This is a genomic window from Mesorhizobium sp. RCAM 05104 (assembly GCF_059683645.1).
This window is the reverse complement of sequence record NZ_CM185033.1, coordinates 2651000-2670567: the sequence shown is the minus strand read 5'-3', so window position 1 is coordinate 2670567 and position 19568 is coordinate 2651000. Positions and strand designations below refer to the sequence as shown.

At 59.6% G+C, this 19568-nt stretch carries 14 protein-coding genes and 1 pseudogene; 2 read left to right on the top strand and 13 right to left on the bottom strand.

The features are described 5' to 3' along the window. Nucleotides 1-14: 14 nt before the first annotated feature. The 6 genes from tnpB to AC56QP_RS13185 form a co-directional block, all read right to left on the bottom strand. Nucleotides 15-365, bottom strand: a complete 351-nt coding sequence (tnpB, locus tag AC56QP_RS13210; protein ID WP_497100501.1) for an IS66 family insertion sequence element accessory protein TnpB — start codon at nucleotides 363-365, stop codon at nucleotides 15-17. Beyond that, entirely contained in the window at nucleotides 362-769 is a 408-nt protein-coding gene (gene tnpA, locus AC56QP_RS13205; RefSeq protein WP_497100502.1) for an IS66-like element accessory protein TnpA, read from the bottom strand. The genes tnpB and tnpA overlap by 4 nt, the downstream gene beginning before the upstream one ends. 330 nt (nucleotides 770-1099) lie before the next feature. Beyond that, nucleotides 1100-1630, bottom strand: coding sequence for a tetratricopeptide repeat protein (locus tag AC56QP_RS13200; protein WP_183465580.1), 531 nt, complete (start codon nucleotides 1628-1630; stop codon nucleotides 1100-1102). Nucleotides 1631-1645: 15 nt separating this feature from the next. After that, nucleotides 1646-3751, bottom strand: a complete 2106-nt coding sequence (gene sctV / locus AC56QP_RS13195; protein ID WP_497100503.1) for a type III secretion system export apparatus subunit SctV — start codon at nucleotides 3749-3751, stop codon at nucleotides 1646-1648. 419 nt (nucleotides 3752-4170) lie between these two features. Further along, entirely contained in the window at nucleotides 4171-5061 is an 891-nt protein-coding gene (locus AC56QP_RS13190) for a SctD/MshK family protein (protein ID WP_497100504.1), read from the bottom strand. A 406-nt stretch (nucleotides 5062-5467) separates the two neighbouring features. After that, complete coding sequence (locus AC56QP_RS13185; RefSeq protein ID WP_258598547.1) at nucleotides 5468-5749, bottom strand: nodulation protein NopC; 282 nt, start codon at nucleotides 5747-5749, stop codon at nucleotides 5468-5470. A gap of 2271 nt (nucleotides 5750-8020) precedes the next feature. On the opposite strand from AC56QP_RS13185, the gene AC56QP_RS13180 reads away from it, so the two are divergent. Both AC56QP_RS13180 and AC56QP_RS13175 read left to right on the top strand, forming a co-directional pair. Next, nucleotides 8021-10204, top strand: a complete 2184-nt coding sequence (locus AC56QP_RS13180) for a T3SS effector XopP-like protein (protein ID WP_497100505.1) — start codon at nucleotides 8021-8023, stop codon at nucleotides 10202-10204. Between the two features lie 262 nt (nucleotides 10205-10466). After that, a complete protein-coding gene (locus tag AC56QP_RS13175) occupies nucleotides 10467-13991 on the top strand; it encodes an indolepyruvate ferredoxin oxidoreductase family protein (RefSeq protein ID WP_497109053.1) in 3525 nt (1174 codons plus the stop codon). A gap of 109 nt (nucleotides 13992-14100) precedes the next feature. Here the strand turns inward: AC56QP_RS13175 and AC56QP_RS13170 are convergent. The 7 genes and pseudogenes from AC56QP_RS13170 to sctQ form a co-directional block, all read right to left on the bottom strand. Then, nucleotides 14101-14440: pseudogene (locus AC56QP_RS13170) on the bottom strand (IS66 family transposase); the annotation flags it as partial. 541 nt (nucleotides 14441-14981) lie between these two features. After that, nucleotides 14982-15733, bottom strand: a protein-coding gene (locus tag AC56QP_RS13165; protein ID WP_489861503.1) for an IS5 family transposase whose coding sequence is annotated in 2 segments (ribosomal slippage) — nucleotides 14982-15403 and nucleotides 15403-15733 — 753 coding nt in all. Because the reading frame shifts where the segments join, the coding sequence is not laid out codon by codon here. Then, nucleotides 15711-16727, bottom strand: a complete 1017-nt coding sequence (locus AC56QP_RS13160) for an EscU/YscU/HrcU family type III secretion system export apparatus switch protein (RefSeq protein WP_497100507.1) — start codon at nucleotides 16725-16727, stop codon at nucleotides 15711-15713. Before AC56QP_RS13160 ends, AC56QP_RS13165 begins: the two co-directional genes overlap by 23 nt. Beyond that, nucleotides 16724-17542 carry a type III secretion system export apparatus subunit SctT gene (gene sctT, locus AC56QP_RS13155; RefSeq protein ID WP_497100508.1) on the bottom strand — a complete coding sequence of 273 codons (819 nt, stop codon included), beginning with the start codon at nucleotides 17540-17542 and terminating at the stop codon, nucleotides 16724-16726. The genes AC56QP_RS13160 and sctT overlap by 4 nt, the downstream gene beginning before the upstream one ends. 8 nt (nucleotides 17543-17550) lie before the next feature. Continuing rightward, nucleotides 17551-17799 (bottom strand): EscS/YscS/HrcS family type III secretion system export apparatus protein, encoded by a 249-nt coding sequence (locus AC56QP_RS13150; RefSeq protein WP_183465589.1) that lies wholly within the window; start codon nucleotides 17797-17799, stop codon nucleotides 17551-17553. Nucleotides 17800-17828: 29 nt separating this feature from the next. Continuing rightward, complete coding sequence (sctR, locus tag AC56QP_RS13145; RefSeq protein WP_464615194.1) at nucleotides 17829-18494, bottom strand: type III secretion system export apparatus subunit SctR; 666 nt, start codon at nucleotides 18492-18494, stop codon at nucleotides 17829-17831. After that, entirely contained in the window at nucleotides 18487-19563 is a 1077-nt protein-coding gene (gene sctQ / locus AC56QP_RS13140) for a type III secretion system cytoplasmic ring protein SctQ (RefSeq protein WP_497101049.1), read from the bottom strand. The genes sctR and sctQ overlap by 8 nt, the downstream gene beginning before the upstream one ends. Between the last annotated feature and the right edge of the window lie 5 nt (nucleotides 19564-19568).

The following is a 19568-nucleotide window of genomic DNA, read 5'->3' as shown; positions in this document are numbered from 1 at the left end:
GTGAAATAAGGACATCATCCTGCTTTCGCAGGTCGCTGTGTCCAGCGTGGATTACGCCAATCGATCCCTTCAAGGAGGTAGCCCAATTGCGCTGACGAAACAGGAACGGCAGAGCCGTTCTGGCTGACCGGCCAGATGAACTTCCCCGCCTCCAGGCGCTTCATATAGAGCGACATGCCAACCCCGTCATGCCAGAGGATCTTGATCAGATTGCCCTTGCGTCCCCGAAAGCAAAAGATCTCGCCGCCATGAGGATCGCGCCGGAGCCCTTCCTGCACCTTCAGCGCCAGGCTGTTCATGCCGCAACGCATGTCCGTCACGCCACCCGCGATCCAGACCTTCACCCCGGCCGGAAAGGCGATCATGACGCGTCCAGAACCGGCAACAGACGGGCCACGATGTTCGGATCGAGCGTCGCCGGGATCGTCAGGCGGCGGCCATTCGGCAGACCGATCTCGATCTGCACCTCATTGTCGGACCGAGGCTGCGATACCACCTCGCGAGGCTCGGCTTCCGGCGGCGAAATCGCCAGCGACACGAAGCCATGTGCAGCCGCACTGCCAAGAACGCCGCTCCGGTATTCCCGACGCCAGGTCGTAAGCAGCGAGCGCGACAGCCCGTAGCGCCGAGCCGTCGCCGAACCCTGCCGATAGCCCTGCAAGCTCTCCTCGACGATGCGGATCTTCTCTTCGTCCGTCCAGTCCCGCCGGCGACCAAGGTCATCGGCAGGCAGGACCTCAATTCGTGAAATGACTGTAGCGCATGACATAAGGCATGGGCTTAAGGCCATTTATCAAATCAAGACAGACGGCCTTCGGCGGAGGGATACGATTGTCTCGTAGGGGACCACAATGCCGCGCTCCAGCAGCATTTCGTCAACCAGACCCAAGCTCAGCGGAAATCGGAATAAAGCCGGACCGCGTGAGCAATGACCTCGGGCGGCGGTGGCGATTGCAGCTAACGGGCGAACCGTTCATACCGTCGCCCTATGCTCCAAAAGCTGACCGCCAGTTAACGTAACACCGCCTGCATACCTGCTGTGTCTGCTTGTGTAGGTCCAATGCCGTCACAGCTCGCGTACAGCGCTCCCGCTATGCCTCTATCGCGATGGTGCCAACGCACTCCGTTTGGACTTCCCGTCAAACGCTAGCGACAGGTTGAGATTATGGTGCAACATCTGATTCTCTGGCTCTGCTTCGAGAGCTTGGCGGTATAGCGCTTGTGCCGCGTCATGCCGCCCCTCGTTATCCAAGACAACTCCCTTCGCATTCAATGCACGCAAATTTCCTGGGACGGCAACTAAGACGCTGTCGAGTACCTGAAGCGCCTCATGCGCGCGTTCCTGCGCCAGCAAGGCCTTCGTAAGACGGATTGCCGCATCGACATTGTCCGGATGCTGCTTCAGATCATCCCGCAAAGCCTGCACTTGAGAATCCTGACTGACTGCGCGCCAAATGCGTTCGCGCATAGCCGGATCGATGTTATTGGCGCCCAGCAACTCTGGTGGCGATGTCTCCTTCACTGAAAGACCCGGCTTATTCCAGCTAGTGCAACCCGCGAGAGGCAGAATGGCGAGCACTGCGAAGAGAACTGAGTACGGCGCAGCGACTGCATTCTCATGTGAATTCATGCTTGGTTTTCCCTATCATCGAGCGCTTTGGCTGTCAGTTGGCGGCAACGCCGATATTGCGCGGTTTCCGTGACGTTCCAATATTGGTTCCAGTCGGAGCTTGATCGATCCGGCGGGCTGAATCGTGAAGTCGGAGGCGAGGTCCTGATAAGACAGAACAGCAAGATCGATCCCGTTTCGGCTTAGAAAACCGCGGACGAAACGTCGGACATCCATTGAAGTCAATACGACAGGGAGGGTCTGACCCGGTGCTGCGCTGGAAAGGATCTGACGCATCTGTGACAGCAGCGCTTCGCTTTGCCGATCCTCTAACACGAGATATGGGCCTGCAGCCGAATCCCGAACGGCGCTGCGCATGAAATCCTCAGTCTCACGTTCGATAACGAAGGCGGGCACGATTCCGTGTGTGGCATAGCGGTGACAGATCTGCCGCTTCATGCCAGAACGAACGTATTCCGTGAGCAGTGCGACGTTTTGCTCACGTTCGCTCCATTCGGCCAATGCCTCCAAGACGAGTCGGGTATTGCGGATAGGGATACCTTCATCCAGCAGGCGGCGCAGCACATCGGCAATCCGAGGGATCGGCGTGGTGCGCAGCACCTCCTTCACCAGATCAGCGTATTCCTGCTCCATGCGACCCAGCAAATGGCGGGTTTCTTGGATGCCCACCAAGCGCGGTGCATAGCGGGTCAAGGTCGCATGGATACGCAACGCGAGGCGTTCGCTGGGACGGTGATGCCCGATGCCGGCGGCATTGAGAGCCGGCGCATGGCTTTGTTCGACCCAGATTTTGTCCATTTCTGGATCATGCCGAAATGGGATGCCGCTCGATTCAATGCTCGCCAGATCGTCTGTGAGGGTGAGCTGTGTCGGATTAATCAAATCCTGTTCGACTGGCACGCCCTCGACATCTATCCTGAATTGCGACTCGGGCAGCTGCTGGTCGACCGCGACCGGGATGCGCGGAACGACAATGCCGAGATCGGCCGAGACTAGTTGCGAAACGCGTGCAATGTGCTGTTGCAATTCAACTTGGTCGATCGCATGCGTAAGGCTCGGCGCAAGGAAGAAGGCGATCGGACATGCCTCTGCACGGACGGTTTCCTTCTCTACTGGCGCTGCAGTTGCAGCATCGACCTTGCCGCCGCCCGGCACATCACCCTTGACAATGCTTGCCGCGGCGAAGACTGCGGCCAAGATCAGAAAGACGGGCAGGGGGAAACCAGGAACGAACCCCATCACAACCAAGACGCAGGCCGCCAGCCGCAATGCTCGCTTACTGGCGGTGAGTTGCTTGACTATGTCCGTACCAAGGTTGGAACTTACAGCCCCAGTTACGCGAGTGACGATGGTCGCCGCCGTAATTGAGAGCAGCAGGGCCGGAATCTGCGAGATCAACGCATCACCTATCGTCAGCAGAGTATAGTGATGCAGCACCTCGCCGAACGACATGCCCTTCGAGAGCAGGCCGATCGAAATCCCACCCAGCATGTTGATGAAGATAACCACCAGCCCGGCAATGGCGTCGCCCTTCACAAATTTCATTGCGCCATCCATCGCGCCATAAAGTTGGCTTTCCCTCTCCAATGTGGCGCGCCGCCTGCGCGATTCGTTGGCATCGATGTGGCCGTTGCGCAACTCTGCGTCGACCGCCATTTGCTTGCCCGGCAGAGCGTCGAGCGTGAAGCGCGCCGCCACTTCTGCGACACGTTCGGCGCCCTTCGCGAGGACCATGAATTGCACCATGGTCACGACCAGAAATATGACAAAACCTACGACGATATTGCCTGAGATTACGAAATCGCCGAAGGTGTGGATGATGCTACCTGCCTCCCCCTCGGCCAGGATCAGTCGCGTCGTTGCGATGGTGAGCGCCAGACGGAATACCGTGGATATCAAAATGACGCCGGGCAACGACGAAAAATCGAGTGGCGTGCTGACATACAGGGCGACCAATAGCAGCAGTATGGCCAATCCCATATTGAATCCGATCAGCGTGTCGATCACCATGATCGGGATTGGCATGACCATCATAGCTACGGCTAGAAGCAGCATCAACGCGACCATTAAGTCCGGGTTGGCCGGCGCACGCTCGATGAAGTTACGCAAAACGTTGGCCATCCGAGGCCCCTCTATGATGGTTTGAGAATTGCTCTGCTGCTACGCAGCTTTCGAAGACCCATCAGAGGGCATCGCTTGCGCTTGAGAACGAGAGGCAGGCACGAGGACGTGCTTGCCAGGAGGTACCCAGTCTGTCCTGAACCGTAAGGGCCTCACCGCTGATGACCTTCGAGATGAACGCATACGCGAAAAGCCGCAGCAGCTGTATATCCCGAAAACTACCGTGGGCAGCGAGCCGCAACCGGAGCAGCTAGCCTTTGATCAAGCTGCTCCGGTTCTGCCGGAGCAGCACAATTCGCCGTAACTCGTCCCGCGGGACGACGATGCCTTCACGCACCGCACGATAGCGAGGCAACAGGATAGATGGGGCAGCTTGACCATGGCGTTCTCCTTAATATGGCCTGCGAACTTGGAAATCATTAATACGAGAGAGCAGCAAGGCGGCCATTTCGGCTGAGCAGCACACGACGGTCCTCGATCCGATCGACCATCCACCCATCATCCAAAATGGCGCCGACAAAATACTTCTCACCAGCGATTACGACATACGGCAGGGGCCCGCGCCAAACAGCTTCAACGGCGATTGCGGATGGCGCCTTCTCCTCTTTGATGACCACTCCATTGACCAGTGTTAGAGCGCCCTTCGTGCGATGATCGAACCACTGCTGAACCTTCTGCCAACCGATGACCGATGCAGACGTGACGGTCCCTTCAGCGGTCACAACACCCTTTGCGGAGCCGATCTTAATATCGAGCAGGCCCGCTTTGTCGACTTCCTGTTGCAGGTCTTTGGCCGCTGCCACGTTAGTCTGATCGTCAGCGCGGTTACTGCTCAGCTTGGACTCAAGGTCGGCACCAGGTGAATTGGTGCTCAATGCACCAGCGTTGCCGTAGTAGGAGAAAATGGCCGAGAGCGCGCCGATCCCGAGAGAGCCGAGTAACACCAAGGCAAGCACGGAGATGGAAAGACGTGGTATGCCGATCGCACTGGCTGGCGCAGCATCCTGCACTGACCAGAGAATGGACATCGCGCCTGCATGAATGACGACCGGAAGGGGCACCACAACGCACTCCCCTGCCGCAATATTCCTGTTGTCTTCCATCCTGAGGCCGGCTGCAAGCGCCTCGACCTCGATCGAATTGCCAAGAAGAGCCATACGAAAATGGTGCGGCGCGAGTCCTTGCTCGACGAAGATTATATCCGCATCGAGGCCACTGCCGATCAAGCCCGTTTCTAGAGCCGCCTTACCGGTCAGTCCGCAATAGAGCCCCGACAGAACTTCGAAATGAAGGGAAACGGCGTCATTCAAGGATGATCTCCCGAACAAGAAGAGAAGCCGCACGGCAATTGCCATGCGGCTCATCTTGGTTCCACATCGCGCCACCTGGGGGGGCACGTTCGGGGCTACTCTAGAGCCCCGCTTCCGACACTACTGAACGCGTTCGTCGGCCGCCTTCTTGATTGTGTTGAGGTTGGTCGTAAGAGTGCGCAGCTGGATACTCCTAGCCGTAGCCTCCAAGCTAACCGCCGTTAGCTCCGCGAGTTGCGCCTGGAACGCGGCAGCCCCAGCAGCTTTGGTAGCTACGTCTACAGCACCTGAAGCGGCAGTACCAGCCGCACTAGTAGCAGTACCTACTTTACTCATGTTGTTTTCCTTTCTGTTCAAACTGTGCCGTCACCAACAGCACGCACCTCCTGACGCGGACCATCCGACGTCAGGCATCCTCTTCAGTTTCTGCCATAGCATCCTCCGCTTCATCCATGGCATCGCTTGCAATTTGCAGCGCAACCGCACGAAGAGTGCTTTCGAACTCGCTTTGAACTGCAGCTTGGTCAGAAATGGTTGGACGATCCGCCGGTTCGCTCCCGCCAACCGGCCTGCTCTGACCAGAAGACCCGGTGGATCCTTGATGCGGCTGTCCATCCGAATGTCCATGGCCCTTTTGGGCCAAGGAAACACCGATGTTGCCACCTCCACTACCAATTGCTGCGACCATCAGTTACTCCGGCATCTGTTTCCATTGGCGGCGACGCGTAACAAGCTCAATCTCCTCAAGCTATGAGCGTGAGCTTTCGAGAAGCTGACGAGTCTCAACAAAATGCGGCGCTACCGCAAAATAAATGGTCGTGCACGATCTGGCCTTCGTGCGCGGCAAGTCATGATGTGGACAGTCGGTTCTAGCGCGGCAGTTGTAGTGACGCGAATGATGTTGTCGCCTTAAGATGGCGCAAAGAAAGCCAGGACATGTCAGGCCGTGACTGAGCGCCCACCGTCGGTGCGGTCCTCCTCACAGGTGACGCCGGTTGCCGCCTGCCATCAGGCTGTGCTGTGGCCGTACTCCTGCTCTCCGCTCTCTCTTAGTCACCGATTGCACGCACGCGACGCCTGTTTGTGCCGGTATTAAACGTCTGCGATCCGCGCGTCGGCCGCCCAACCTACGGCGCTACTGCGTGCGCATCACCTGGATATCCATTCGGTCGTCCTACGCTTCCGGCGCGTCCAGGCTGCGCCACTGCGCTATCAATAGCCGCTGCCGGTCAGTGACCCGCCGGCCTGAGCGCGTCTGTGCTCCCCGCCTTCGATGCGAAGTTTTTTCAGCGGGCCACCAACGCAGCTTCGGGGAACTAAACGCGGTGTCCACTGGATCATTGCCATCCTTCTTGCGCGAGTTGACATCAAGCAGGGCGCCACGCCGGAATCGACGTGGCACGAAGAGAGGCGGCGGTTGCGTTCATTTGGGCCAGGCAGCGCTCGACGACCAAGCGTCTAAGGATCACCGACAACGCTGAACGTATCTCCCCTGCATCGGAGCTAGACCATGACTGGTATTGGCCGAACCGGGAAATCGCCCATTTGGGAACCTGCAGCCGACCGCATCAGGGGAGGGCACGGCTCTCGCGCTGATCTTGTGAGGAGGCGCTGGGGTAGACGCACGTTCATGGGTTGTGGCGGGCTGTCGAGCAGGATTGATATGTTCTCGACGGGAACGTCCAGGATCGCCGCAGTACCAAGGCCGCTAGGCGCCTGCTCACCGTCTGTTGAACAACAGGCCTGGCACCAACGCGCATCATTACCGACAGCTGCGCTCCTACAGAGCAACGAAACGGCAGGTCATCCCGGATGTCGAGCACCGCACGCACAGGGGCCCTAACATTGGGCCAAGAATTCCCACGAGCCGCTGCGAAAGCGCACGAGCAAGGCTTCCGTTCGCTGGAAAACCTGCAGCACTTCTTCGATCTTCTCAACCTTCCGTAATCTGTTCGCGCAGCCGGCTCAAAGCGCTCCATCGCGTCAACGCTATCGCGGAACGGAAAGTTATAGCCCGAGCCCCCGCCTGACATTTCCGTCTGCGCTCCCTTCACGTCCAACTAAGATACCCCAATCGCTAACGCATGAGCCAGGTCGGTTTTTGCGTCCCGAGGAGCCCTTCGTCAGCTAATCGTCAGCTAGGCGGTCTAGACCTGCCACGCCAAGCCAGCCTGAACTCAATGCGAAACATAGGAGTGCGAATCGTCATGTATGGTCAATTGGTGGCTCGTCCGATGTGCACTACCCCACTTTGGCTAAGCTGACCTTGGTAACCGCCCGGCGATCGGACGCAGAAGCCAAAGGCTTGCAGACATGGCTGCCCGGATGCGCTTAGCCGGAGCAGGTTCCAGCGGCAGCTCATTTTCGGCGTAAGTGGGCGAACAACCGTGCCGGTGAAAGGCAGCAAGCAAGCCTCCACTAGTCTCGGCAGAGGACAGAGAGCAGTGGTACAGGGCGCACCAAGCTCCCGCAGGTCAGGGCCCAGATCCACTACGGCTGAGCGACATCAGCCCCAACACAATGGGCGCATTCTTGCCAATATCGGAGATGTAATATGACGGGCATTGGTCGACCTGGCAGATCGCGCATAGGGAATGCTGGAGCCGACAGCACGTTGGGGGCGAGCAGTTCGCGCTCGCAATCCAGTGTTGCTCTTGGGGAAGGCAGTCAATCGTTCGGATCCGTTGTCGAGCGGATCCGCTCTGGGGCTCAAGATAGAGGGACGTCCTCCGCGCGCGGTGCCGATGATGCCCTGGGCGACGGGTCTTCCGGCCACTCCGTTGGCGCACATCGAACCCTGACTGCTGCGCCACGTGAAGCCGCTGCGCCACCTGCAGCGATTGCGCGGCAACGCGATTTTCCCTCAGTCTCGGAGGGTGGGGCCACTGCGTCCGAGGGCGGAGCTACGGCGCCGGTCGCCAGCCAGCCTCCAAGCTCGAGTGTGGCAGTTCCCATTTCCTTGACAGGCGAAGAAATCAACGCGGCAAAGCTACGAATGCTCGGCCTGCTTAGCGAGCTTGACGGTTGCCGTAATGCGGCCCTGCGCGGACACGACTCGTTGGAGGAGGCGCAAGATCAGATGGATCGGTTCATCAATGCAGGCTCGACAGTTCTGAACTACTACGCAAGCCTGCCCCCGGCAGTGGCGCGTAGCATTCTGTCCGACGATCGGGCGCGTGAATTCCGCGACGAAACGCTCAATCGGGCGAAGCACTGCAACATGTTTGCCACCAACATACTCTACGCCTTGCGCGAAAAAAGGGAGGCTGCGGACGCGGTACTCCACAAGTTGCGCGCATCCAACACTCCCCGCGACCCGCTGAGCCGAGCAGTTTCCAGTGTGGCGAAGCACTATGTGGCCCTCATGGAGTGGTGGGAAAAGAAGCTGCGGCGCTGCGAACGGATGCGGTCCGTCTGCGCCGCCACTGCCAACTTACCGAGCGCAACGGCCGAGATGCGAGAGGGCGAACAGGCCGCACTGCGCCTGCACACCGGCTGGGCAGCGAATTTGAAGGTCATGGTGCTGCAATCGCGGGTCGCTCTCGCGCAGATCAAGATTGAGCCGCTGGCGAGCACGTTCGAAGCAGCCGTGAGGGAAATCCTCATAGGTGAGGACCGGAAGGTGCGTCTGCTGGGGACCTTCATCAGCGACGTTTTTCCGGCATTCCACTCGACCGGCGACGCTGTGTTGTCCAGCGAAGGGCGCCCACTCGACGCAGAGCACTGCGCCGTGCTGGAAGGAGTCATGGAGCGGCTTTCGGAATTTGGATTGGCGTTGCACGACATGCTTGCCAAGTTAGGCGATGACCGAACAGGTGCCGGCCTCCCATTGGAACTGTTGGGCCAGATCGTGGACGACGCATGGATCACTGCGGACGAGGTCATGCACTTCCTGGAACTGCAGCCGAAGTCGCCAGCCATCATTGCATCGCCGGCAGCCGCTGGTGCTGCAAAACCGGCCGGCACTGCCGGCACGGCTACAATCGCCGAAACCTTGGCACAACAACTGCAGACCAAAGCCATCATTGCACCGCCGGCCGACGCTCGCGCTGCGATACCGGCCGACACTGCCAGCGAGGCTGCAGGGGCCCAAGGCACTGCAGTGGGCAAGAAACGGAAAGCGAACGGGAAAGGGAAAGACAAGCAGGCCGCTGGCGCCGGCACTTCGGCCGCCGGTGCTAGCTCTTCGGCCGCCGGCCAGCCGGAGCCGCAAGTCGCTGCAAACGACGGCGATCCGGCGCCAGCAGCCAAGGTTGTCGTGCTTTCCGATCTAGGTACGAAAAAGCTCGTGAGTGCGGAGGAGGCGCCGGATGCGAGTGCGTCGGTGGCGGCTGCACGCTTGGCGATCTGGCAGGCCCCGGCTTCGGAGCAGATGCTGGCACGGTTGGCCGAACTCCTGAAGTTCGATCTGGCTGGTCAGCAAAAGGCCGTCTCGCAAGCGCGCCAGATGAAACCCGAGAACGCCGAACACGTCGTGGACACCGTGGTCGAGCGTCTGCAGACCCAGGCCGCCGAGATGCAGGCCTGTCTGGCCGCGTTTAAGCAGCATGATAGTCTCCTCCGACTCTCGCCTTCGCAAGTACCCAAAGTGCACGAAGACACAGAACAGCTCAAGAGAATGTTGGGCCAGGCGCAGGGACTGGCCAAGGCTTTGAAAGAGCAAAAGGCCACGATTACGATCGAATGCATGAAGACCTACGCATTTCCGTCGCAGAAGTACCTTGAACACTTGCGGCAGGCCAAGGAGTTGACGCCTGCGGATCCACCGCAGCCGTTGAGGGGGGAGCCAGGGACGCTATTCGAAATCCGGCTGCAGCCCAAGGCGCTGCGCAATGGTGCAATGCCGAAACCGATGTGGGTGCACATCCATACGAAGGAGTCGGTACATGCGGGGCAGTTGGCGACGCTGAATGACGCCGACTTCGTCGCTTGCCACGTCAAATCCAATGAACAGCGCGGCCACAATCGCCAGTGGCAGGACGCCCGGGCTGCGACCGGTCACGAGAACGTCGTAATCCACCGCGGCAAGCTCACCCCTGCGTTCTGCAAGTCCCTGTTGACCGGAGGGTTCAGCGGCCACCCACGCCATCCGCTTGCCGCGGTGGAGCACCGGTCGACACCGGCTGCTCGACACGCGATATAGTCGGGGGCTCGCAGTTAAGTGCCGCTTGTGGTGACACCATGAGTCATACCTCCGAAATCTGGAGGCCAGAGGGTCGTTGGTCCAGATGCTGGCAGTTGAGCCTCTCTGGTCCAAACAGCGTATGCCGCGAACTGCACGGGTTGCCGGCCCCGCACCTCAACTATCGCAAAAAGGGCGAGCGGCGCTGGTGCGCGGAACACCCCGGCCAAAACTTGCCTGAAGCGGACGCCCGATTTGAGCTGTCGCGTCGAAGGAATTGCAGATGACGCTTCATGACGTTGCGCTCGACGACAAATTCGACCTTTCCAAGGAGCGCATCTTCCTGTCGGGCGCGCAGGCGGTCGTGCGTATGCTCCTCATGCAGCGCGAGCGCGATCGCCGCGCGGGGCTTAACACCGCCGGCTTCGTTTCGGGCTATCGCGGCTCGCCGCTCGGCGGTCTCGACCTCCAGCTCTGGAAAGCCAAACGGCAGCTTGCCGACGCCAGCATCGTTTTCCAGCCCGGGCTGAACGAGGAACTGGCCGCTACGGCCTGCTGGGGTACGCAGCAGACGGAATTGCTCGGCGAAGGCAAATATGACGGCGTTTTTTCGATCTGGTACGGCAAGGGTCCGGGCGTCGACCGCTCCGGCGACGTTTTTCGCCACGCCAATCTCGCCGGATCGTCCAGGTATGGCGGTGTGCTCGCCCTGATGGGCGACGACCACATGGCGGAATCATCCAGCAACGCGCACGCCACCGAGTTCGTGTTCGTCGATACCATGATCCCAATCCTCAATCCGGCGGGTGTGCAGGAACTGATCGAATACGGCCTTTACGGCTACGCCATGTCGCGCTTCGCCGGCACCTGGGCGGCGATCAAATGCGTCAAGGACAATATCGAATCGACGGCTTCGGTGGATGCGTCGCTCGACCGGCTGAACATCATCATCCCCGAGTTCGACATGCCGCCCAGCGGTTTGAATATCCGCCACGAGCTCGACCAGCTCGGCCAGGAAGCGCGTCTGCACGAACACAAGCGTGCCGCAGCGGCGGCCTTCATCAAGGCCAATGATCTCAATCGAATCGTCTATTCGGGCGGCCGAAATCCGAAGATCGGCATCATCACCATCGGCAAGAGCTATCTTGACGTACGCCAGGCGCTGGAGGATATCGGCGTCGACGAAGCCCGCGCCAACCAGCTCGGCGTGCGGCTGTTCAAGATAGGCTGCCCGTGGCCGCTCGACTTCGAGCACATTGCGGATTTCGTGCGTGGCCTGGAGAAGGTGATCGTCGTCGAGGAGAAGCGCTCGCTGATCGAAGTCCAGCTGCGCGAGAGCCTCTACAACACGGCCATGCAGCCCATGGTGATTGGCAAGAAGGACGAGCGCGGCGGCTGGCTTTTCCCGGCCAAGGGTTCCCTCGACCCGAATGATATCGCGATCGCGCTCGGCGAGCGCATCGTCGAGACGATCGGACCGTCGGAGGAGATTACTGCACGGGTCGCTCGGCTAAAGCAGTTCCAGGCGACGCTTGCCGACAAGAAGGACATTGGCGCGCGCACGCCATTCTTCTGCTCCGGCTGCCCGCACAATTCCTCGACCAAAGTGCCCGAAGGCTCGATCGCCACCGCCGGCATCGGCTGCCACTTCATGGCGCTGTGGATGGACCGCTCCACGGTCGGCTTCACCGCGATGGGCGGGGAGGGCGCGCAATGGGTCGGCCAGGCGCCGTTCTCGACGCGCGAGCACATCTTCCAGAACCTCGGCGACGGCACCTATAACCATTCCGGCTCGCTAGCGCTGCGCTTCGCGCTCGCCTCGGGCGCGAACATCACCTATAAGATCCTCTACAACGACGCCGTCGCTATGACTGGTGGCCAGCCGCTCGAAGGCAATCTGACCGTCGACATGATCGCGAGCCAGGTGCACGCCGAGGGCGTCGAGCGCATCGCCATCGTCACCGACGAACCCCGCAAGTATGCCGCCGCCGGGATAGGGTTTCCCGCCGGTTCCACCATCCACCATCGCGATGATCTCGACCTGGTGCAGCGGCAGTTGCGCGAGGTGAAGGGCGTGTCCGTGCTGCTTTATGACCAGACCTGCGCGGCCGAAAAGCGCCGCCGCCGCAAGCGGGGAACCTTTCCGGACCCCGACAAGCGCGTCATCATCAATGAGCTCGTCTGCGAAGGCTGCGGCGATTGCGGCGTCCAATCCAACTGCGCCTCGATCCAACCCGTCGAAACTGAGTTCGGCCGCAAGCGCCGCATTGACCAGTCGAGCTGCAATAAGGATTTCTCCTGCGTCAACGGCTTTTGCCCGTCCTTCGTCACCGTGCATGGCGCGAAGATTCGCAAGGCCAAAGGCATGGCAGGAAACTCCGATCCGCTCGAAGGCGTGCTGGAGCCACAGCTTTTTGCGCTCAATGGCGACGGCTGGTCGTCGATCATCGACGGCGTCGGCGGCACCGGCGTCGTCACAGTCGGCGCCATCCTCGGCATGGCGGCGCATCTGGAGGGCAAGGGCTGCGGCATGATCGACATGGCGGGCCTGGCGCAGAAGGGCGGGGCGGTCTTTTCACATGTCCGCATCGCAAAAACCCCTGAGGATATCCACGCCATCCGCGTCTCGGCGGGCAAGGCCGACCTCGTTCTCGGCTGCGACCTGGTCGTGTCGGGCAACAAGAAGGTGCTGGCGGCGGTGCGCGAGGGCCATACGATCTTCGTCGCCAACACCGCCGAGATCATGCCGGGCGACTTCGCGCGCTCGGCCGATTTTTCGCTGCCCGTGGAGCGGCTGAAGGAGGCCATTCGCGAGGCTGCCGGCGAAAAGGCGCATTTCTTCGACGCCACGCGCACTGCGTCGGCGCTGTTCGGCAATTCGCTCGGGGCCAACATGTTCATGCTGGGCTTTGCCTACCAGCATGGCGGGCTGCCGCTGCCGGCGGAGGCGATCGAACGCGCCATCGAACTCAATGGCGAGTCGGTCGCCATGAATATCGCAGCTTTCCGCTGGGGACGGCGCGCGGCGCATCAGCCGGATTTCGTCAAAGGAATGCTCGGCCGGCCTGGCCAGGCGGCGGAGCCCGGTATCGCACAGACGCTTGACGAGATCGTCGCGCGTCGAGTGGAGTTCCTGACCGCCTATCAGAACGCCGCCTATGCGAAGCGTTACGCCGATCGTGTCGCGGCCGTCCGCAAGGCCGAGCAGGCAGTCTTGCCGGGCTCCGCCCCGGTCGCCGAGGCCGTGGCGAGAAACCTCTTCAAACTGATGGCTATCAAGGACGAGTATGAAGTCGCCCGCCTCTACACGGACGGATCGTTCCAGCGCCAACTGGCGGCGCAATTCCAGGAATACGACCGGCTGGAATTCCACCTCGCGCCCCCGATCATGGGCCGGCGCGGCACGGACGGAAAGCCAAAGAAATCAAGTTTCGGGCCGGGGATGATGAAGGCATTCAGCCTGCTTGCGTCGCTGAAGGGCCTGCGCGGATCAGCGCTCGATCTGTTCGGCTATTCCGCCGAGCGGCGGACGGAGCGCGGCCTGCTCGCAAGCTACGAGGCCGATGTCGACCGCATCGCCCGCATCGTGACGCCAGCGAAGTTAGAGGCGGCTGCTGCCTTGGCGTCAGTCCCGGCTCTCATTCGCGGCTACGGCCACGTCAAGCAGGCCAGCGTGGAAAAGGCTGCGGGAGAGCGGGCCCGGCTTCTGGCGCGCCTTGAAAGCGCAGAGGCGAAACCGGAGCCGGAACGGCGGAACAAGCCGCTTCCTGTGGCAAGTATATCCCTGTGCAATCCGACCTTAACGTAAAGATTGCCCTGGTACGCGCATGATCCTCTTTTAGGCGATTGTGGCAAAGATCGGCTTCCGGCGAGCTCGAACAATTTGCGGCGCGCATGCGCCCTGCTTCGAGTACCGGCGGCGCGTGGCGTTCGCCATAGCCGCCATAGGCGTCGGCCTGCGGGATCGCGGACCAGGTGCCAAGATGGACCCGTGGATGTTCGCCACGCCGGTAGCTGCGAATAATGAAACAGCCCGGCGGGCGGATCGACACCGCCGAACGCGGACATAGACCCGCAGCCTGCCAGTATCGGTCTTGCCCTTGGCGAGGACCGGCACGTTTGTATCGCCGCCGTGCCATCGGTCGGCGAGGAGGACATGAGGCTCGATCGACGATGGATGGGCACGAACGCGAATGTGGCCGCGCCAACCTGGTCGGCGAGCGTCGGCAGGCTCAGCGGCACTCCTTCACGCGCAAAACACCCGGTCCTGGCGGTCTAATGGCTAAGGCCTCTCAAGTCGCCGCGATCGAGGTCGATCCGGTGATAGCATCCGTCTGCCCGGTGGCACTACGCGTGCAGGGATATCGGACGAGCTACCAATTCGACCATACGAGGCGGTCGCCTACTAGGCCGGCTTCGGCTACAAGGCGAAAGCCTTCGCGAGGATTGCCGCATCCTTGGGCTCAAGCCCATCCGCATCAAACTTACACGCCAAGACCAACGCAAGGCCGGGCGCTTCATCAAGCGTGGTCTTGGGGAATAGGCCTATGCCGTCCCATGCCCGACTTCCCATGATCGCGCCGTCGAGCTGCCTGCCTGGCTGTGGAACAGACCGCAGCCTAATCCCACAACGCCAATCAGCAGACTCGGCCTCACCGAGGACAGCCTGTTGAGGCGCCACATCTAGGCTAAGCCTGCGGCGAAGAGTGCTCTCGCGACGGGCTCGAAATGTTGCCTGGGAACGGCGTTGCCCAGTTTCGTTGCGCTGATGAGCTGATGCGCTAAGGCCTGTTGAGATTCATCGTGAGTTTATGACGGCGGCAGCGAGATGGATGATGGCGTTGAAGCTCTGGTCTGTTTTGTCAGCTCGCATGGCAATGCGCTTGAATTCCTTGAGTTTGCAGAAGAAGTTTTCGATGAGATGACGCCATTTGTAGAGTTCGAGATCGAGAGGCAGCGGCAAGGCGCGCCTCGGATGCTGCGAGATAACGATCCTGGCGCCGCGCTCGTTCAGATCGGCGATGATGCTGTTGCTGTCGAAAGCCTTGTCGGCGATCAGCCCGCCGAAGGAGAGGCCGTCGATGAGCGGCGCAACGCCTACCGTATCGAAACGATGGCCGGGCAGGAGAACGAAGCGCACGAGATTGCCGAGCGCATCAGTGAGCGCGAGAATCTTGGTGGTCATGCCGCCCTTGGATCGGCCTATGGCCTGGCTTTGAGTCCCCCTTTTGCGCCCTGGCCGTGGCGGTGGACCTTGACGATGGTTGCATCGATCATGGCATACTCCATATCCGGCTGGTCCGAACAGGCCTCGAAAAGCCGAATGAAAACATCGGCTTTGACCCAATCGCGGTATCGCTTGAAAACGGTGTTCCAGCCCCCGAAGAAAGCTGGAAGATCACGCCACGGGCTTCCCGTGCGCACGATCCAAAGCACGGCTTCGATGAAGCGGCGGTTGTCGCTTCCACTTCGACCAGGGTCAATTGGCTTACCCAGGCAATGCGGTTCCATCTTCGCCCATTGGGCGTCAGTCAGCACAAATCGTTCCATCCGAAGCTTGAATCACAACCAAGCCAAAAGTGGAATCCTGAATCTCAACAGGCCTTAGGACATGATCATCGACAATAGTGAGATGTAGCGCCTGCGCCTCATAGAACATGTGCGAAGCGGCCTCGCCCTCGGCGCGGCAAACTAGGACCGGCACCCCGGTCTCACCACGAATGTAGCGAAGACCGACCAGTATCGCCTTTCCTCTGAAGATCAACGTGGCGCGATTCAACCCAAGCGGAGGCTCGCCAGCTGTCTCGTCGCGGATGCGACGCCGTTCACTCTTCAACTCTGGCGTCCCCTGCTGTTCCTTCAACTCGCGCGTCACTTCGGTCTTGGTCATGCGCATTTCGCGCAGAAACAACGAACGCTGCAACAGGAGATCGATCAGCCCGCCCACCAGAAGTGCACCGGCGCCAATCCCCATCAGCAGTTTCGCCTCCGTAAAGACCAAGCCGAGACAGCCCATGCCGCAGACTGGCAAATAGATCACCGTCTTCCACATGTCGAAAAGCAAGATAAGAAAGGTGGTGCTGAGGACCACTACCTTAAACAGTGTCTTCCCAAGCTCGACTGCTGAACGCGCAGACACCATGCGTTTCAGCCCTTGAAAAGGGTCAATCTTCTCAAACTTGGGCTTCATAGGCTCGAGAGAGAAGACAAATCCACCATTGGCTATCAATCCCGCCAAAATTACCGCGGCGACGAGAGCTCCAAGCAGCGGGCCAACGGCCCCCAGGGTGAGTTCGATCAGCAGGACCAATGCCTGCCGGACCGCGATATCGAAAGGAAGGTTCTGCAGCTTGTCGACCAGTAATAGCGCTTCCTGGCATTTGTCTTCGATCACGCTCCCTCTCAGCCAAAGGTAGCCGAACCCAGCGCAAGTGCCGGCCGCGCGGACGAAATCGGCGCTGCGCGGTATCTGCCCGTTTTTGCGCGCTTCCCTTAGCTTCGTCGGGGTGGCGGCGTGATTCTTTTCTTCACTCGTGTCGCTCATTTCAGCAACTTGCCGAACCACTCAAGCGCGCCATTCGCTTGTGCAATCTCCAGTTTCATGCCCTCGACCAGATAGGCGGTGTAGGTGACCATGATAATCGGAAAGCCGATATTCTTGAGCGTCGGGGACAGTTGGCTCGACTTGAATTGCGGCGCAAAGCGACGGAGTATCATCATTGATACATCCACCAGCAGCAGGAAGATCACGACAGGGCCGGAGACCAATAATGTCGTGCGCATAATGTGGTCGAGGAGCCCTAATAGCTCCATTGCTCCTTGCGGGCTCAATGTGGGGTGAAACCGAAAAACGGGCCAGATCAGGTAGCTGCCATAAAGAGCACTGATGACAGCCTCCATACCTCCTGATGCGACGAAGATCGTTATTGCAGTGATCCCGAGAAAAACGCCCATAGCGGAAGCCTGGCTGTTCGTCGCGGGGTCGGTCGGAGCGGACGGGCTGGTGATGCCACGTTGGTTATCGATAAACTCACCAGCCGCCTGAAGGCCCCATAGGGGGATGCCGAGCAAAGTGCCAAGTAGCACGCCGACAAAAACCTCCTTCAAACCGAGCAGAGTTACATGGATTAGAACCGTTTCAGGATCCAGCGCGTGCAGCCCGTCGCTCACGTGTGCCAAGCACGGCAGTCCGAAGGCAACAGCCAGGCAGCTGCGGATCAGCCCACCGACCTGAGATCGTGTAAATACAGGAAGTATCAGCATAATGCCTATCGCGCGGGCTGCGCCAAGACTGGCCGCAACGACGAGCTCGAGAGCCGCATGGATCAGGATTTGAATCTCGCCCGATGACGCATACATGGCGGAGGCTAGTAGCTTGGTGTCATTGCGGGAAACTCAGTAAAGATCTGGTCGGCAAGCTCTATGAGCGGGGCGCTCAGCACAGGGGCAAACAGGCCAATTACCGCGACAACGACCAGAAGCTTCACCGTGAGCGGCAGGCTTTCATCCTGAATCTGCGTTGCCGCCTGGATGATGCCAATGCCCAGGCCAACAACCACCGATGCAATGAGCGGCGGCAGAATCCAGATCATGAAAACCATCAAAGATTGGCTCATAAGTGTGACAATAGTCGATTCAGTAATAGTTAACCTCCCGGTATCGTGTAACTCAACACAAGTCCGTGCATCAATCTCGACCAGCCATCAATAGCGACAAACAAAAATAGTTTGAAAGGTACAGATATAACCGTCGGGGATACCATTGACATGCCCATCGCCATCAAGATTGTCGTTACGATAAGATCGATGACGATAAAGGGCAGATAAAGGAGAAAGCCGATTTCGAATGCACGCTTGAGTTCTGAAATTAGAAAAGATGGTACGAGAATGGCAAAATCATCAGGTGTGGCTTTGGCACGCATTTCCTCTGGCCAGACTTTTTCAGTCGAGGAAAGGAAAAATCGCCGCTGCTCTTCGTTCGTGAACTTCTTGAGATGATCGCGCAAGGGTTCACTTCCTTCTTGAGCGGCGCTTATCCAGTCATCGATCGTCTGATAACGCAGTTTCGGATCTGTGAGGCGATCATAGGTCTGTTCAATAACAGGCGCGCTAACGAACATGGTGAGGATCAATGCCGCGGCGTATAGTACCACGTTCGGTGGTATCGTCTGGGTCCCGAGCGCATTGCGGACGAGGAATAGAACAACCGATACCTTTACGAACGCCGTGGTCGTGGCGACTGCTAAAACCAGCAGCCCGAGTCCGGCGGTAACCGCAAGAAGCGTCAGGACGGCCGGCTGAATCTCAGTCATTGCATGCCAATCTGCCGCAGAGTCTGATGCCCAGCTCATCTCCGATGCGCACAATGTCGCCACGCCCGATACGCCGACCATTAGCAACTATGTCGACTGGACCATCGATCGGCCGACCAAGTTCGAAAACATGCCCTTCGCCGGCACTCCTCAATTCTCCTAGAGGGATAGGCCAGCGGCCGCATTCAAAGACAAGCATGATCTCGATTTCGTCGAGATCGGCTTCCGACGGCCTTAGTTGAGATTCGGGTTGTTTCATATGCGCATTCTCCAACGGGCACGATCGCGGGCGGAAAGGCGCCCGCAGGATTAGGTGGTCGCCCTCATGATCTGCCTCGGTCCATAACTGACCCACTGATAGGGTGATCTGGCCACGGCCGAACGGCGCTATGTCTGGTATCAGAGCATCACCGGCACATGCTCTTCGAAGAAGCGCCGCCGGAGCGCGAAGCGTGCCGATCTCTCCTGCAACTATGACCGGAAGCTCTGTGGAAAGCCCGCGCGGCTGTCGCGGCAACTGCCCAATCAGTACGCCCAAGGCGCGGAACGCAGACGGCACCAAGCCATCAAGAGGCGAGAACAGGCACAGACGACCCTTGCCACTGACGGGACCGAAGACGATATCCAGCTCGAGATAAGGTGCCGGTGTCATGGCTTCACGCACGCAAAGGAGGTGCACGCTCCGCTGTGTCCTGAGCTCCAGGCGAGCTATCAGCGGCTCGAGTGCAAGTTCGAGAATGAGCGAAGCAGTTGGCTCGGAAGGGAAAGCAAGGCCACTCTGCACTGTCGAGACGAGCGCCTCTACAAGCGGTCGGGACAGCGACAAGACGACCGTTTCACCTCCCACCCGCCAAATGCAGTCAAGCATCGGAATGGCAGTAGGTTCCTGCTGCCACACAACTCCGCCCATCCGCAGCGATAGCGACTTGTCGCCGATCCGGCTCTGAAACGGCGTGCGGGAAGTCGCTATATCATTGAGCCACGAGGCGACCTCGTGGGACAGTGTTAGCGCTGGTTCGAGTATAGCGGGTCTGACCACAGTGGTTACCAAAGCGGCTCTAAACTGCACGAGCG

What these genes read in the sequence shown, in the direction of transcription:
- sctT (WP_497100508.1), bottom strand. Translation starts at nt 17,542, where the DNA reads ATGTATGCGTCATCGGGCGAGATTCAAATCCTGATCCATGCGGCTCTC.
- AC56QP_RS13175 (WP_497109053.1), top strand. Translation starts at nt 10,467, where the DNA reads ATGACGCTTCATGACGTTGCGCTCGACGACAAATTCGACCTTTCCAAG.
- tnpB (WP_497100501.1), bottom strand. Translation starts at nt 365, where the DNA reads ATGATCGCCTTTCCGGCCGGGGTGAAGGTCTGGATCGCGGGTGGCGTG.
- sctV (WP_497100503.1), bottom strand. Translation starts at nt 3,751, where the DNA reads ATGGCCAACGTTTTGCGTAACTTCATCGAGCGTGCGCCGGCCAACCCG.
- AC56QP_RS13150 (WP_183465589.1), bottom strand. Translation starts at nt 17,799, where the DNA reads ATGAGCCAATCTTTGATGGTTTTCATGATCTGGATTCTGCCGCCGCTC.
- sctR (WP_464615194.1), bottom strand. Translation starts at nt 18,494, where the DNA reads ATGACTGAGATTCAGCCGGCCGTCCTGACGCTTCTTGCGGTTACCGCC.
- AC56QP_RS13200 (WP_183465580.1), bottom strand. Translation starts at nt 1,630, where the DNA reads ATGAATTCACATGAGAATGCAGTCGCTGCGCCGTACTCAGTTCTCTTC.
- AC56QP_RS13185 (WP_258598547.1), bottom strand. Translation starts at nt 5,749, where the DNA reads ATGGTCGCAGCAATTGGTAGTGGAGGTGGCAACATCGGTGTTTCCTTG.
- tnpA (WP_497100502.1), bottom strand. Translation starts at nt 769, where the DNA reads ATGTCATGCGCTACAGTCATTTCACGAATTGAGGTCCTGCCTGCCGAT.
- AC56QP_RS13160 (WP_497100507.1), bottom strand. Translation starts at nt 16,727, where the DNA reads ATGAGCGACACGAGTGAAGAAAAGAATCACGCCGCCACCCCGACGAAG.